This window comes from Hymenobacter jeongseonensis (genome assembly GCF_015694725.1).
Classification (GTDB): domain Bacteria; phylum Bacteroidota; class Bacteroidia; order Cytophagales; family Hymenobacteraceae; genus Hymenobacter; species Hymenobacter jeongseonensis.
In genome coordinates this window covers 834,571-851,043 of record NZ_JADQDQ010000001.1, presented here as the reverse complement: position 1 = coordinate 851,043, position 16,473 = coordinate 834,571, and the positions used below count along the sequence as shown (strand labels likewise).

General features: G+C 60.8%; 9 protein-coding genes. 3 read left to right on the top strand and 6 right to left on the bottom strand.

Annotated features, from left to right (window positions below):
* Positions 1-63: 63 nt before the first annotated feature.
* From I2I05_RS03530 to I2I05_RS03515, 4 genes are all read right to left on the bottom strand, one after another.
* Complete coding sequence (locus I2I05_RS03530; protein ID WP_196280800.1) at positions 64-1,428, bottom strand: dipeptidase; 1,365 nt, start codon at positions 1,426-1,428, stop codon at positions 64-66.
* A 77-nt stretch (positions 1,429-1,505) separates the two neighbouring features.
* On the bottom strand, positions 1,506-2,087 hold the full coding sequence (locus tag I2I05_RS03525; protein ID WP_196280799.1) for a hypothetical protein: 582 nt from the start codon (positions 2,085-2,087) through the stop codon (positions 1,506-1,508).
* A gap of 57 nt (positions 2,088-2,144) precedes the next feature.
* Complete coding sequence (gene plsY / locus I2I05_RS03520; protein WP_196280798.1) at positions 2,145-2,789, bottom strand: glycerol-3-phosphate 1-O-acyltransferase PlsY; 645 nt, start codon at positions 2,787-2,789, stop codon at positions 2,145-2,147.
* Positions 2,790-2,980: 191 nt separating this feature from the next.
* Positions 2,981-8,470 carry a hypothetical protein gene (locus I2I05_RS03515; protein WP_196280797.1) on the bottom strand — a complete coding sequence of 1,830 codons (5,490 nt, stop codon included), beginning with the start codon at positions 8,468-8,470 and terminating at the stop codon, positions 2,981-2,983.
* 404 nt (positions 8,471-8,874) lie between these two features.
* Between I2I05_RS03515 and I2I05_RS03510 the strand changes: the two genes are divergently transcribed.
* A complete protein-coding gene (locus tag I2I05_RS03510) occupies positions 8,875-9,903 on the top strand; it encodes a Gfo/Idh/MocA family oxidoreductase (protein ID WP_196280796.1) in 1,029 nt (342 codons plus the stop codon).
* A gap of 31 nt (positions 9,904-9,934) precedes the next feature.
* On the opposite strand, the gene I2I05_RS22270 is transcribed toward I2I05_RS03510, so the two are convergent.
* Positions 9,935-11,188, bottom strand: a complete 1,254-nt coding sequence (locus I2I05_RS22270; RefSeq protein ID WP_196280795.1) for an O-antigen ligase family protein — start codon at positions 11,186-11,188, stop codon at positions 9,935-9,937.
* A 204-nt stretch (positions 11,189-11,392) separates the two neighbouring features.
* On the opposite strand from I2I05_RS22270, the gene I2I05_RS03500 reads away from it, so the two are divergent.
* Positions 11,393-12,838, top strand: coding sequence for a hypothetical protein (locus I2I05_RS03500; RefSeq protein ID WP_196280794.1), 1,446 nt, complete (start codon positions 11,393-11,395; stop codon positions 12,836-12,838).
* Between the two features lie 639 nt (positions 12,839-13,477).
* Here I2I05_RS03500 and I2I05_RS03495 read toward each other — a convergent pair.
* Positions 13,478-14,686, bottom strand: coding sequence for a porin (locus tag I2I05_RS03495; RefSeq protein ID WP_196280793.1), 1,209 nt, complete (start codon positions 14,684-14,686; stop codon positions 13,478-13,480).
* A 240-nt stretch (positions 14,687-14,926) separates the two neighbouring features.
* On the opposite strand from I2I05_RS03495, the gene I2I05_RS03490 reads away from it, so the two are divergent.
* The gene (locus I2I05_RS03490; RefSeq protein ID WP_196280792.1) at positions 14,927-16,432 is read left to right on the top strand and encodes a serine hydrolase; all 1,506 of its coding nucleotides are present in this window, start codon (positions 14,927-14,929) and stop codon (positions 16,430-16,432) included.
* Positions 16,433-16,473: the final 41 nt, after the last annotated feature.

Below are 16,473 nucleotides of genomic sequence, written 5' to 3'. Positions count from 1 at the left end.
CCAAAAAGCCCGGCTTCCGCAATGGAAGCCGGGCTTTTTGCTGCCCCAAAGGGGGCACGACTTCTACTCCGCTGCCGCGTAGTTGCGGTAGAAGTACGGGATGGTTTCGATGCCTTTCAGGAAGTTGAACACCCCGAAATGCTCGTTAGGCGAGTGGATGGCATCGGAATCGAGCCCGAAGCCGAGCAGGACGGTATCGAGACCTAGCTCCGACTTGAACATGGCCACGATGGGGATGGAGCCGCCGCCGCGCGTGGGCACCGGGCGCTTGCCAAAGGTGGTTTCCATGGCATCGGCGGCCGCTTTATAGGCCACCGAGTTGGTGGGCGTCACCACGGGCTCGCCGCCGTGGTGGGGGCGCACCTCCACCGTCACGCCCTGGGGCGCAATGCTGGCGAAATGCTTATGGAAAAGCGCCGTGATTTCGGCCGAGGTTTGGTGGGGCACCAGGCGCATGGAAATTTTGGCGTGGGCCTGGGAGGCAATGACGGTTTTGGCGCCCTCGCCGGTGTAGCCGCCCCAGATGCCATTCACGTCGAGCGTGGGCCGGATGCTGGTGCGCTCCATGCTGCTATAGCCTTTTTCGCCGTAGCTGTCGGGCAGGCCGATGCTATTTTTGAATTCTTCTTCCGAGAACGGAGCTTTGGCCATTTCGGCGCGCTCGTCGGCGCTTAGCTCGTCCACGTTGTCGTAGAAACCGGGGATGGTGATGTGGCCGTTTTCGTCGTGCAGGCTGGCAATCATCTCGCACAGGGCGTTGATGGGGTTTTGCACGGCGCCACCGTAGAGGCCGGAGTGCAGGTCGCGGTTGGGGCCGGTCACCGTCACTTCGTGGTAGCTCAGGCCGCGTAGGCCCACTTCAATGCTGGGCACGTCATTGGCCAGCATGCCGGTGTCGGAAATGAGGATGACGTCGGCCTTGAGCTTCTCCTTGTTCGCTTTCACGAAGATTTCGAGGTTGTTGGAGCCAATTTCTTCCTCGCCCTCGAACATGAACTTGATGTTGCAGGGCACACCGCCCTGGCCGTCGCGCATCATCATCTCAAACGCCTTGACGTGCATGTACACCTGGCCTTTGTCGTCGCAGGCGCCGCGGGCGTAGATTTTCTCGTCCTTAATCACCGGCTCGAAGGGCGGCGAGGTCCAAAGCTCGTAGGGGTCGGCGGGCTGCACGTCGTAGTGGCCGTACACGAGCACCGTTTTGGCCTCGGGGCCGGCGATGTATTCGCCGTACACAATGGGATTGCCGGCCGTGGGGCAAATTTCTACGTTCTGCACGCCGGCTTCCTCGAGGCGGACTTTGAGGTAGTCGGCGGCCCGCAGTACGTCGTTGTGGAACTTGGGGTCGGCCGAAACCGAGGGGATGCGGAGCCAATCAATCAGCTCGTCGAGGAAGCGGGTTTGGTTATCGGACAGGTAATTGGCCATGCGGAGCGGGAGTTGGGATTGGGAATACGGGGGTAAAAGTAGCGGGCTGCGCCGGAACCCTCACTCCATACGTCCCGCTACTGCTTCGAATCGAGCACCAGCTCGCGCACCATCGTTTCCCCCAGCTGCCAGGCTTCGGCCCACTCCTTTTCGGGGCTTTCAAACACCATCATGTAGAAGGTGTCGGTTTTGGTGTTGGCAATGGCCCATTGGCAGATAATCTTGGGGCTGGCATCGGCCGGTGCGGCCCGGTAGCGCACCCGAAACAGGCGCAACGGTCCCAGCGCCTCCTCCTTCCGGTCGAGCACTTCCTGGGTGGGCGCCAGCCCGGCGCGGGCGCTGAAAGCCCGGGCGTAGTCGGCGGCCTTGCGGTTGGTTTTGGCCTGCACTTTTTGCACCACGTTCAGCGATAAGCCGGTTTGAAACTCGCCGCCTTCCACTATTTCTTCCTGCGTCAGGAAGTAGGCCTGGGTATCTTTTCCAAGCTCTGCCTTGTAGTACCAGCCGTCGGGCAGCAGCATGGCGGCCTTCACTTCGGGCAAGGGTTGCCAATGAAAGCCTGCCGGCGCAGTCGCCAGGGCACCATCAATCTTCTGGGCGGCAACTGGGCCGGCCAGCAGCAGGCAGCCCACCATCAGGGCAAATAGGGAACGGAACATGCGCTAAAAGTAACGTATGCTTAAGCCATGACTGATGGCAAGGCCCCTAGCACCTTTTTACTTCCGCCCAAACAGCGGCACGCGGCTCTCCGTGCCACTCCTTAACCGGCCGATGTTGGCGCGGTGGGTATAGATGAGCAGCACTGCCAGCACAAAGCCGACGTACACCATGAACGGCTGCGCCGGCCGGAACTGGGGCAGCAATTGCAGCAGCGCGAAGGTGAGGCCGGCCGTCATACTGGCCAAGGACACGTAGCGGAACAGCAGCAGCATCACAATAAACACGAGCATGCACACGCCCACCGTAGCGGGGGCCACGCCCAGCATCATGCCCAGCACGGTGGCTACGCCCTTGCCACCCCGAAACTGCGCGAACACAGGAAAAATATGGCCTACAATGGCCAACACCCCACACGCCAGCTTGAAATACAACTCGTGCTCGGGGGCAATGGCACCCTGCGCCACCAGCCACATGGGCAAGAAGTACGCGGCTACGAAGCCCTTCAAAGCATCAACTAGCAGCACGGCGGTGCCGGCTTTGGGACCGAGGACCCGGAAGGTATTGGTGGCGCCAGCGTTGCCGGAGCCGTGCTCGCGGATATCGGCCAAGCCAAAGAAGCGGCGGCCCACCCACAGAGCCGTGGGAATGGAGCCAAGGAGGTAGGCGGCCAGCAGTGCGAGGACAATGTAGAGATAGTTCATAGAGGGAATTGGGGATGATGCACAAAATAACAGCACGTGCTGCGGAGCGTCGAATAAAAGAACGTCATGCTGAGCGCCGCCGAAGCATCTCTATTGGGGCAGTAATTGATTTTACTACCACACGCGAGATGCTTCGGCGGCGCTCAGCATGACGTTCTTTTTTAATGAGTCACGCTGGTTTGGCCGGTAGCTTAGCTGTCGCCGAAGGGGTCTTCGGTGCCTTTTTTCTTGCGCTTCTCGGCTTCTTTTTTCTGTTTTTCTTCTTCCTTCTTGATGCGCTCCTCTTCTTTTTTGATGCGCTCTTCCTCCTTCTTGGCTTCGCGGTCGGCTGCTTTTTTGGCCTCGGCGGGGTCGGGAGCTGCATCAGGGGCGGGTGCGGCGGCTTTGTCCTTGGCCGCTTCCTTGGGGGCGGGCGTGGCCGGGGCGTTGGGGTCTTCCATCACGCCATCGCCGAAGGGGTCGTTGGCCTTGGCTTTCTTGCTCTTCTTTTTGGTGGGCTCGGCGGCGGCAGCGGCGGCTGGGTCGGCATTGGGGTCTTCGGTAAAGGCGTCGTCGTTCTTGCCTTTTTTCTTCTTCTTGCCGTCCAGGTTGTCGAAGTTTCCGGTCGAAACCGGCGCAGCCGGGCGGGCGGCCAGCTTACCGGACTTGCCCAGGTAGTCTTTCTGGAAATGCGCGCGGAAGGCGTCCACGTCCGAGAAGTCGCCCACGAAAGCGCCGTAGCTGGTGGCCGTGTTGTAGTCGTACTTGGCCTTGCCGCGGACTTCATTGTCGAAGTCCTCGCTTGACGACTTCGTCAGCAGCAGGTTGTTGGCGTATTTGAAGTAGTACCAAGTCTGGGCCTCGGGCTCAAGGTAGATTTCCACCACGTCGGTTTCGTTTTCACGACGAATCTCTACGTGGCCACTTACTAGGGCATTAAGCGGCTGCTTGCCCACGCCCGACAGGCCGAGTAGGCCCACCGAGTACCAAGCACGCCGCTTCTCGCTCCAGCGCAGGTTCACGCGGCTCAACAACAGGGTGTGCATCAGCTTAGGCGAGAGCTTCATGATGGATTCGGGGCTGCCCTTGCGCATGCTGTAGGCCTCCACGCCGCGGTCGCCGATGAACTGGCCCAGCTTGTAAAGCTCGTTGGTGGAGCCGTCCTGGGCTTCGGGCGAGCCCTTGGTCACCTTGGCCAACTCGGCGGCCATCACCTCCACGGCCTTGGGTGGCATCTCGATGTCAATGCCCAGCAGCGCGTCCACCGTGTAGCGGGCGCTGTCGGGGTTGGCCGTGCCCACGCCGCTGCCCACCATCTTGTAGTTTTTGTTGGAGTTGATGAACGTCATCGGGCCCCGGAAAGCCAGCGCGCTAGTGGAATCGGTGTAGGTGAGCACCGCGCCTTCGTAGGCGTTAATGTTGCTCAAGTCGTTGCGCGAGATGGTATAAATGCCTTTTTTATCGTCGTAGCGCAGGTCGCCATCCACTTTGAACAGGGTCACGTCGCTCTCGTTGGGCACGGTGGCGGCATACAAGGGGTACACCTTATTGGACTGGTCCGAAAGGAACAGGCCGGTAACCAGCGGCTTGCCGTTTTCAGACTTCACGTCGCGCAGGTTGAGGCTGAAATTCTTGGGGTCGATGGAGTCCTTGATGGCCACCCATTCGGCCAGGTTCCGCTCTTTGCCAAACTGCAGCTGCACCTGCCCGTCGAAGGCAAAGCCGCGGCGCTGCGAGTTCAGCTGCACGTTGCCGCGGTAGCCGATGCGGGGCGTGAGCTGAAACTTGGTGGCCGAGCTCACGGTGGCCGTGGCCACGGTGGCCGGGCCCGTGCCGCCGCTGCTGAACTCGTCTTTCTTGCCGCCAAGCAAGTTCCGGACGCTCCGGCCCTTGCCCGCCAGAATGGCGGCCGGGTCGGGCTCGAAGTTGGTGAAGCGCAGGGCCACCGAGTCGCGGGCCGTTTTGAAGGTGTACTCGGCGCTCCCGGTGAAGGCCAGCTTGGACAGCACTTCGATGCTGCCTTTGTTCAGGCGGTGGAACTTGCCCAACGAGTCCAGCTCCACGGTTGCGTTTTTGAAGCGCTGAATACGGCCGTTGGCCAGAATGTTGACCTTGCCCGAGTCGGGAATAATCCAGGCATCGGCGGCGGCAATATGGGGCACGCCGCCCACTTTCATCTGGTACTTTGCTAGGTCGTACACCGCACTCGAGGCCTTGAAGCGCAGGGCCTGCTCGGGGTTGGTGGAATAGAAATAGGAATTGGTGGAGTCCGCGTTGGCAGCTACGCGCAGCTGCACCTGTTTCTTTTTGAAGTCCCAACGGCCGCCGCTCAGGGTGGTTTTGAACTTGGAGTAGGGCAGGTCGATGCTGGCTTTGCTGCCTTCTTCGCGCTTGAAATCGGCGTAGCCCTTGGTCAGGTTGTAGTCAAAGGCCACCTCGTTGGCGGTGAGCGCCGGCTTGTTGACTTCGGCCGATTTGATGTTGACCGTGGCTTTGCTGCCCGAGTAGCTATCGGTTTTGAAGACAAACTCCGGCGACTTGATGAAGGACTGCGGCCCGTCGAGGGTGCCGCTGCCGCCCGTGGATTTGGGCGTGAGCAAGGCCGTGCCCTTGAAGGTGTAGGCCGACACCGTTTTGGTCTTGCGGTCGGCGGAGCTGTAGAGGCGAATGGGCTCGCCGGTGCGCGGCGTGGACAGGAACATGGAGTCCTGCTTCACGTTCCAGTTCATGAGGTAGCCCGGCGGCAGCGTCATCTTCGCAATGTCGACGCCTTCCCCCTTCTTGGCAGTAATCATGCCCGACCGGCCCACCGTCACCAACGAGTCGCGGTACATCACAAACTGATTGGACGTGAACGTGCCGGTTTGGTAGGTAATGGTGCCGTCGGCTTGCAAGCCCTTGGCGCTCATCTTCACCTTATTGAAGACGCGACCCCGGCCCTTGTAGAGCGGGAAGCCGTCTTTGGGCACGTCGTAGATGAAGCCCAGCGAGCCGTCTTCTTGCACGGTGAGCTTGGTTTTAATATCGGGAATGATGCCGCCGCTACGGAACGTGCCATCAAAACCCGACGCCGATTTGCTGATGCCGTTGAGCGAATCGAGCTTAAACGGCGGGATGTCGAATACCAGGGTCGAGTCGTAGGCACCGCCGAGCACGTCCTGCTTGCCGAAGTACACATTGGCGCCGCTCTTGGAGTCGAACGACGGGTACTGGCCCTTCTTTTTGCGGCCCGATTTGTTGTTGGGGTCGTTCAAATACAGGCGGCCGGTCGAAACCTTGCCCTTGTTGGTCAGGGCAAAGTCGGCGTGCTTGCCGGTGGGCTTGCCTTTGGAATCACGGGCCTCGCTGCGAATGACGATGGAGTCAATCTTGGCCATGTCGACGTAGAAGCCGTCGTAATCAAACTTGAAGTCGCGGCCCCGGAAGCGCATAGCCGACGCCACCACCGTGCCGCCGAAATCGATGTTCCGGTTTTTCTGAATGCGGATAATGGCACTGTCCGGCTGCACAAACACCGTGGCCGAGTCGTCGGAGAAATTGAAGCGCTCCACGCCCCGAACCAGCAGCTCGTTGGTGTTCAGATTGAGCGTGGCGTTGCGGCCCGTGCCCGATAGGGACTTAATAGCGATGTGGTCGTAGTCTTTGCGGTCGCGGGCGGAAGCCACGTAGTGCGAGCCCTTGGGCAGAATGGTCACCTCGCCGGTTTGGGGGTTCCACTGCACGTAGCCGTCGCGGGCCAGGCCGGCCATGGCGCTGCGCATGTTGGGCTCCGACGTTTTCAGGTCGGTGGCCAGGTCCTTTACATTGAGGATTTTGATGTTGTTGTGGCTCTGGCTGTAGCCCAGCAGCATTTGCAGCGGGTGCAGGCGGTTGATGCTCTTGAGCTGCTGGTAGCGGCTGTTTGTAAAGAACTCCTTGCTTTCAAAATCCGCCGACTGCTGGTTTTTGGACGACAGCACCGCGAAGTCGATGGTCGGCTCGCGCAGGTTCCAAGTCAGGGCCTCGGTGCGAATGTCCATCTGGTGGTAGGAGTCGCTGTACGGCGTGTTTTTGTACAAGCCTTCCTCGCGGGCCAGCTTGAGTTGCTGCTTGCCCTTCGAGAACTTGAGCTGCGCGCCCGGGTGCGTCACGGAATCCTTCGCCCCCTGATAAATGGTAACCGCCGCCCGACTGGCCGTAATCACGGAGTCGCCGAGCACGTAAGCCCGCGACGCCGCTTTGAATTTGGGCTTGCCGTCCAGGCTCACCGTGAGGTTGGAAAGCGAGCCGTCCAGCGCTGCGCTTAGCACCTTGCTGCCGGCCATCGACAAGCCGCCGCGGTACTGCAGGTTTTCGCCCAGGTTTTTGATGCGGGCATCGTTGGTGAGGGTGATGAAGCGCGGGTAGCCGGTTTCGGTGGCGCCGGGCTTGCGGCGCACACTCTTGTAGCTCAGGGCACCTTTCACGGGCGCTTCCAGCAGGGCCGGGTACGTCAGCGTTACCGGTTGGGCCGTGAACTCGGGCTTGGTCAGGTCGAAGTCGAACCCCGTCATATCCGCTGTCACCAGATTGGTTTTGATGGACCACACTAGCTGGCCGCCCGTGGCGATAAAGCGGTTGGAATTGGGCACGGCCGTGCCGCTTACTTTCTTCAGAAATATCGAGTCGCCGGCCGTGGCCATAAACAAGTCGGCGTCCTTCACCACTATCACCGCGCCGCGGGCGGGCGGCGCCATATAATCGTCGTAGGGCAAGGCCGACGGCGTAAATGATGCCGTGGGCGTCTCAAAATCGGCAGCGCTTACTACCGGCGCGGCTTCCTTGGCCGGCGCGGTCTTGGCGCTGCCCGCGGCGGGCTTGGCCGTGGTTTTGGCCACGGGCTTTTTGGCCGGCGCTTTCTTCACCGGTGCGCCCCAGCCATCGTCCGAGTCGCCCCAGCCCCCCCCCGAGGGCGACGACCACATGTCGGATGTATCCCAGCCGCTGCTGCTGGCTTTCTTTTTGGCCACGGGTTTCGAGGCGGCTTTGGCCGGCGCTTTCGCCACGGGCTTCGGGGCTACGGGCTTGGCGACGGGCAACGGTTCTTCTTTGGGGGCCGGCGTGGGCGCGCCAAAATCAAGGTTGGAAACGGGCGCCGCAATGGGCGAATACGCAAACGACACGGTGCCGTTGATGGCCCGCAGGGTGTTGTAGCCGGTGCGGTAGAGGTAGCCGCCGTTGAAAAAGCGGTTGGTCATGAAGATAAACTTCTCCGTTTCCTGGGGCGCTTCCTTTTCCAAGGTTTGGCCCAGCACGTCGAGGTACTGGTCCATCTGCTGGTCGCTGAGCTTAGCCGTAGTGGCGCCCCCCACAATGGCTCCAAACAAGTATTCGAAGTGCGGCCGGGGCCGGAAGCGCTTGGCCAGCATGGTTTGCGACAGCGCCACGATGCGCGCCTGCTGCGACGAGGTGAGGCGGTTGGAGCCCCACAGTTCCTTGAGGCGCGCCGCAACCGCGCGGGCGGCTGCATTGTTGGTGCTGGCCATCATGCTCTGCACATCAACCATGTACTGGGCGGGGTCAGTCGAGAGCTTGCCTACTTGGTAGCGCGGGGCCGTAGCCGCCGGGGCGTTGGCCGCTACCGGCGCGCCAGCGGGAACCGGCTTTTTGGTCTGGGCCTGGGCCGACGAATAACTACCCAGCAGTAGGCCCAGCCAGGCAGTAAGAATAACTAATTGCTTCATATCGTCTAGTTTTCGTCTGTAATACTGGTTTGCTTGGCAAACCGCGGGCCGCCCCCGATTTTGTAAATATTCCGGAAGTACCATCTACCGGTGCTGCACCGAAGAAATGACGCTTCCGCAAGCCGATGGGCTGCTTATTTTTAAGAGCAAACGCCTGACGGGAAGTATAGTGCCCAACGCTGCCTTAAAAAACCCGGTACAAGTTAGGCACAATCAAAAAAGCAATCTATCAAACGCAGTAGTTAAGGATTAATACCTGTTGATTATCAATAATTTTCTGAACAATGTCCTTTTTGCCGCTATTTAATTATTCCACTTTTGGGGTGATTGGTCAGTGGTGATTGGCAGGGGATGCGGTTCTGGAACCCGCCCGGTTTTGAGAAGGGGCGGTGTTACTTTGAGGCATGACCACTGCTCCCATTCGCACCGCCCTGCTGGCCTACGGCATGTCGGGCAAGCTATTTCACGCGCCGTTTCTTACCGCACACCCCGGATTCGACTTGCAGGCCGTGGCCGAGCGCAGCGAGCAGCGCATGCGCCTCAACTACCCCACCATCCGCAGCTACTCCAGCGTGACCGAGCTGCTGGCCGACCCGACCATTGAGCTGGTGGTGGTGAACACGCCCAGCAACACCCACTTCGAGCTGGCCCAGCAAGCCCTGCGCGCCGGCAAGCACGTGGTGCTGGAAAAACCCGTAGTGACTTCCGTGGCCGAAATGCAGGAATTATCGGCCCTCGCCCAGCAAATGGACCGCCACCTGCTGGCCTACCAAAACCGCCGCTGGGACAGTGACTTTGCGGCGGTGCGGCGCGTAGTAAACAGCGGACAGCTCGGCCACCTCATCGAAGCTCATTTCCGCTTCGACCGCTACAAACCGACGCTTAATATCAAGAAATTCAAGGAAGAACCCGTGCCGGGCAGCGGCTTGCTCTACGACCTGGGCCCGCACCTCATTGACCAAGCCCTCAGCCTGTTTGGTCAGCCCCTCAGCTTTCACAAATCGGTGGGCCAGCACCGGCCCGGCAGCCGGGTTACGGACTTTTTCTCACTGCACCTGCGCTACCCCCAGGGCCTGAATGTGTGGCTGACATCCAGCCTGCTCGTGGCCGCCCCGGGTCCGGCCTACGTGCTGCACGGCACCCTGGGCAGCTACCAAAAAGACCGCACCGACCCCCAGGAAGCCCAACTCCTGCACGGCATGTCGCCCCTAGTTGCCGAATACGGCCAGGAAACGCCCGGCCAGGAAGGCCGCCTCACCCTGGCCAGCCCCGACGGCACCCTCATTACAACGGCTGACCCCGCCGAACCTGGCGACTACTTGAGTCTATTCGAAGCCGTGTTCCAAACCATTCGCAACGGCGTGCCCTACCCCATTCGCGAAGAGCAGCTGCAGTGGCAGATGGAGCTACTGGAGAGCCCGGCTGCCGTGTAAATCGGCAGAGTTAAGACACAGGCCAGGGTCTCTATTGCCTAAGCGGCAGTTTGCGCTGCTCATCCGCCTCGCCGGCCACTACCAAGAAGCCATAGCCGAACACGAACATGTTGAGGCCGATTTGCAGGCTCAACGTGTCGGTGACCAGCATGGCCGTGGCTTGGATAAGAATAAAAAAGCAGACGTAAGGATTGCGCCGGGCCCAGCGACGGGTGAGGGGCCAAAACAGCACCGCGAGCCACAGCCCCAGCCCAATAAGGCCGCCGCCCAGTAGGGCGTTGAGGTACTGGTTGTGCACGTCAGCCTGGCTGGAGTCGCGCAGACCAAAATCTCGCCAGTCGTACTGCTCCCGCATGATGGCGTGCGCATCGGCCGGCCCAACGCCCAGCAGCCAGTGCTGCCGGATGATGACGTAAGCTGTTTCGGCCGCCGCCAGCCGTTTGGAAAGGGAATAGTTGTTGATGTCCTGGCCCATTTTGTACTGGTGCAGGTCCCAGAGCGTGGAATCGACGCGGTGTTGCACCGATTCAAGCGTGTGATAGGCAAGCACCGGCCCCAGGGCCAACAAAGCCAGCATTCCTAAGCCCCACAGTAGTCGTTTTTGAGTGAGCAGCCACCCCACGTAGGCGAGCAAGCCGGCGTAAAGCACCAGCAGGCCGGTACGGTAGGCCAGCACGTGCAGCGTGAGCACAGCCGCCGCCGCCGCGCCCAGCAGCGCGCCCCGCAACCACGGCGGCACTGCCATATGGCGCCGCAGCAGCAGGCCCCAAAAGAAGCTCAGCGCCAGCATCACGCCGAAATAAATATGGAACACGCGGGTGATGGACTGCATGTTCTGCCCGATGCGGATGGCGGCATTGGCACTGGCGGGGTCCAGCAGGTACTGGGCCAGGGTGGCCAGCCCCACGGCGGCCGTGCCCAGCACAAACAGCGAGCCCACTGCCAGCCGCTGCCGGCCGGACAGCGGCACCGCCAGCGTGAAGGCCAGCGGCACGCCCAGCCACGGCAAGCTGCGAAACACCTCGTGGCGCCACGTAGCCCACTCGCTGGTATACAAGCCACTTATTACCAAAAACACGAACAGCGCGGCGGCGCGCATGGCGGCTCCGTTGCGGAAATACCTGGGGCCCTCGCGCCGCAAATTCGGGTTGGCCAGCACGGCGCACACGCCCACCAACGGGGCCAGCGCCACCAACGCCCGCGAGGCCAGCAGGCCCGCCACGCCCGCCGCGCAGGCCAGCCACAATAAGTGCTGCGAAAGACGGCCAGAATAATAATACGGCACTGGAATCAGTCAGTATTGCGCGAATAGTCCTTCCTCACAATCTGGTCCACAAAGTACGCTTTCAAAAAACTTAGTGGGAAGGTGCACCAGCATACTCCTCGGCAGAAGCCTGTCCCCCGGTAGCGGATTCTGCCGAGGAGCTACTTTTGCCAAACGGCTTATGTTGTGCCGCCGGGCAATGAACTGCCGGTGACTTCCTGCTTTATGCGAACAATTATCTTCCCCCGCGGCGTCTACTATGCGGCCGTGGCGGTATTGGTGGCCTTACTCCTCAGCACCTTGCCACAGCGGGCGGCCCATTTCGACGATGCCTGGGGGGCCGAGCTGGCGTATTGGGTGGTGAAGGATGGCCACGCCCGCTCCGAGTTATTCCGGGGCATCGGCGATGGGTCGGAGCAGCACGCCTACGTGTTTCACAAGGCCTTCATTTACGTGGAGGCGGGCCTGATGAGTGTTTTTGGCTTCGGCCTGTACACGGTCAAAATGGTGGGCTTATTGTTCTCCCTGGTAGGCATGGGGCTGTTGCTGCGCTATTTCCGGGGGCAGGCCGAAGCCAGCTGGCTGGCAGTCTTTCTGTATCTAGGCTGCGGGGCGTTGGTGTCGGCGGCGTTTATTGGCCGGCCCGAACCTTTGGCCATGAGCGCCGGACTAGCGTCGTTTATGCTACTACGCGCGGCGCGGGGGCGTCCGGGCTTTCTGGCCTTGGCGGGGCTGCTGGGTGGCTTGGCCGGGCTGGCGCATTTGCACGCCCTCATCTACCTGATGGCGGGTGGCTTGTGGCTGCTTCTGCAGCGCACCCGCCTGCCGGGCGTGCTGGCCTTTGGCGCGGCCGGCACCGTCACCATGGCTTTGTATCCGCTCGATGCCGTGCTGAACCACGAGCTGCCGGTGCTGCTCTCCCAGTTTAGCAACGCCGCCGTTACGCAAGCCAACCAGGACGGCTGGGCCAAGCTGGCCATGCTGCTCAAGTACCAAGCGGTGTACTTCCACAGCGAGGGCGAAGCCGTGCTGACGGTGTTGCTGCTGGCGTTGGTGGCTCTCACGTGGCGGCGCGGGGCCGGGCGTCTCACCGGTCCCCAGCAGTATTTGCTGCTGCTGGTGCTCAGCTTCTGGATAATCTGCGCACGGGCCACGGGCTATTATTTTCTGTTGCTGATGCCGTTTTTCATCATTGTGGTGGTGGAGTTGGCGCTGGGAGCTTGGCCGCGCCTGGCGCCGTGGCGTCGCGTGGCGCTGCAGGTACTGCTAGTGGTGTACCCCGTTGGGGCCGGCGTGCGCGCCCACTACCTGTGGCGCACAAAGCAGGAAACGCCTTGGCCCGCCACCGAAAATGCCCAACTGGCGCGCTACATGCCAAAACGGGGCACGGTAGCGGTGGTGCCACTCGACTTTTTCTTCAACGAAGTGGGCAACTACCGCCTGCGGGGCCTCACGGGCTACGCCATGCGCAACACCCGGCACTACCACGACACGCTCTCGGTCCACGGGTTTTTCGCCCTGGTTGCCCGCGACTCGGCCGAATACGTCGTCACCGACCACAGTTACAACCAGGGTTTTCGGGTGCCGCCCACCGCGCCCAGCCGCATTGGGGCCTACGAGCGGGTCTTTCAGAACCCTTGGCACAGCGTGTACCGCCGCGTGGCGCACTGAGGGAACGTCTACCTTAATAGACGGTCAACGTTTATTTTGCTATTCATTTATCATTGATGCTGAAGGCACTGCCGATTCGCCCTTATGCCTTCGCCGCAATTTTCATGGTGTCGCTGGGAGCGTGTTTTTACGCGACGTTGCGCAGCCGGACAGGCCGGCGCCATCAACTGGAAATCTTGGCCCACGCCACGGTCGACAGGGTAAGCCATGTGGTACTCTACCCGTATAATCGGTCTCAGGCGTCACTCATTCGTGATTCGCTGGTCCTCCGCGACGGGCCTACAGTAGCGGCAATCATCGGTTCTTACCAACGCATGCAACCGCAGCAAGCAGGCGATGGGCGACCAACCGGCTCGTGGCAAGTAGAGGTCTGTTTCGTATTAAAAGACCACCACCGCATCCGGTCGTACGTGTGTCACACCGAGTACTCCGACCTAGTCTTTATCGTCACGCCCCAGCAACCGGATTTCTACGGCGTCGATGATTTTTTTTGCAAATCGCGACCTTTCAACTCTTTTGCAACAGGCAATTGGCCTTCTGCCACAGCCCCAACGCGTACCCGGTACCCGGTAGAAGAGCGCAAAGCTTAGGCTAGAATTCGCGCAAGCATTCCCACCCAATTATTTCTGCCGCAGGCTGCTAGAAGTTAATCTGAGCCTGGAGCCGTAGCAGGCCGCCGCGCTGCCGGTTGTCGGGCTTCTGAAAATCTTCGTAGCGCCTCGATGAAAGCGTGTACATGGCCACCAACTCAAAACTGCTGACGGGCTGCCATTCCACGCCCAGTTCGGCCTCGCGCACGCCGTAGCTGCGGGCGTCGCGCTCGTGCTTTTTGCCGCCTTCGTAGTACTGCGCCCGCAGGAAGGGGTAAAACTGCTGCTGCTGGTAGCGCAGGCGGTAGTTGAGCAGCAGGTAGCCGCCGTGCAGGCCCCGGGTTTCGATGCTGTCGGTGCGCGGGTTGAATTCGGGGCCGCGGCCCACGTTGAATTCCGCCTGCACGCCAAATGGCTGCGGGTACAGCACAAACGTAGCAGCCACGCGCTGGTCGAGGTAGCTACGGTCGGGGCGCACCTTCACGCCGGCCGACAGTTGGTCGGCCGCCATCACATAATCGCCGGAATACGCCTGGAGGCCAGGCTCGATAATGTGCCGGCCCACTGCCATCGGGTACGTGAAGCGGGCGACCACGTGCTGTTTGTCGTTCAGCTCCGGGCGATTGGCCGTTTGGCCGTTAAAGACGCCCAGGCCCACCATGCCGTAGTCGCCCGAGCCTTTCAGGCCCTCTTTCACCAGCGCGGCGAAGCGCTGGCGTACCGCCGTGGGCGCCCAATAGAAGAAGGCGCCCAGGTCCCGCTCGTTAGAGAAGGCACTGTTCAGGGCGTCGTTGCGGTCGAGGGTAAGCCGGTTTTGGCTCGACTGCATGTTCTCGAAGCCAAAAGGAATTTTGCTCTGGCCCAGGCGAATACGGAATTGGCTGGCCTTGTCGAGGCCCAGGTCGAAGTAGGCATCGCGCAACTGGCCGAACTGCAGCGAGGTGCTACCACTTGGCGTGCTGGCAAAATCGGGTTGGATGTAGAAATACACCCGCTCGTGCAGCTGCCCGAAAAAGATAATTCGCACCCGGCGCAGCGAAATCCCCCCGTTTTTTCCCCACGACCGGTCGCACTGCTCGCAGCCGAGGTCCGGGTTGGTTTCGAGCAGGCGGTTATAGCGGGCCTGTGCATACCCCCGAATGGCAAATGTTTCATACCACTTTTTAGTGGCGGGTGGCGCTTGAAATACAGAGTCAGCTGCCTGACTGTAAGCTCGTCCGGCAATCAGCAGGAGGAGGACTATTAATAGTTTATTCATCAAATGATAATGCTGGCACAAAGGGCGGGTTTTAGTATTACTTCCTCGTGTCCTTCATATGATGGGAATGTTACGAATTGGTTAGAGGCAGGAGTGAGCGCCGCCAAATTGCTCAGCCTTGGCACCACTTATTAAAATTGATATTATAATATTTGTGCAACCATTTACCGGCCCAACGCATCTGTCCGACTTGAGCGGCCCCCGGCACCCGCGCCTCATCCCTCACCCCATATCTGCAAGATGAACACCCAAACCCACCCCCTGCCCTTCCCAAAACTCACGGCCTGCATTCGCGGCTGGGCGCTGCTGTTGCTGTTCTTCAGCAGCGCTTTTCAGGCATCGGCCGCTACTCCCGCCGACAGCCTGGACCTGTTTCTTACCAGCAAAATGCGGCAGCTGCGCATTCCGGGACTGCAGCTGGCCGTGATTCGACACGGCCAAGTGGTGAAGTCGGCGCAGTATGGGCTGGCCAATGTGCAGGATTCGGTGCCGGTTAGCCGCCACACGCGTTTTTCCATCAACTCCATCACGAAGGCCTTTGTGGGCGTCGCCGTGATGCAGCTGGTAGAGGCCGGCAAGTTGGAGCTCACGGCGCCCGTGTCGCGCTACCTCACGAGCCTGCCCGCCGCGTGGCAGCCCGTCACGGTGCGGCAGCTGCTGACGCACACCTCCGGCCTGCCCGAAATTATGCCCGACGACGAAATGGTAACGGAAGGCAACGAAAACGCCGCCTGGGCGAAGGTGCAAACCCAACCGATGGACTTTCCGATTGGCGAAAAATTCGCCTACAACCAAACCAATTACCTGTTGCTCGGCAAAATCATCGACCAACTCAGCGGGCAGCCGTTCGGGCGGTTCATTCAGGAGCGGCAGCTCAACGTGGTGGGCATGCCCCGGACCACGTCGGGCGACGCCCACAATGTGCTGCCCAACGGTGCCCGGAGCTATACTTTTTACCACTTCGCCAACGGGCAAATGAGCCGCAGCAGCCAGCTGCGCAACGTTTTCGAGACCTTTCCGCCCTCGCTGCGCACGGCCGCGGGCATGAGCACAACGGCCGAGGAACTGGCCCAGTGGCTGCTGGCCCTGCAGCAGGGCAAACTACTGCGCGACCCCGGCAGCATCCCAACGATGTGGACGCCGGGCCGCCTCAACAACGGCACACAGCGGGGCTTCAGCAAACAACTGAACGGGTACGCCTTGGGCTGGCCCACCATCAGCCGCCCCGAGCACCCGGCCGTAGCGCCCGTGGGCGGAGGCCGCTCCGCAGTGTTCCTGTACCCCAAAGACGACCTGGCCATCGTGGTGCTGACCAACCTGCAAGGGGCAAACCCCGACACATTCGTGGACGAGATAGCCGGCTACTACCTACCCGACATGAAGGCGTCCAGCGGTTTTGGGCTGCCGCCCACCATCCGGGCGCTGCAGGCGGAATTGCGCAAGCGCGGCTTTGACCAGGCCCAGGCCTTCACGAAGAAGGAAAAGAAGAAAAACCCCGCCTACCAACTGCCCGAAGACGAAGTGAATGCCTGGGGCTACACGCTGCTGAAACAAGCGCAACCCAAAGAAGCGCTGGAGGTATTCAAGCTAAACGTGAGCCTGTACCCGCAAAGCGCAAACGCCTACGACAGCCTGGGAGAAATGTATGATGCACTGGGCAACAAGCCGCTGGCCCGCCAGAACTACAAACGCTCCCTCGAACTGAATCCCCAAAACACCGGCGCGGCCAAGTACCTGAAGCAATAACGGTTCACTTGGCAGCTGCACAATGCTTTTTACGACAGGGA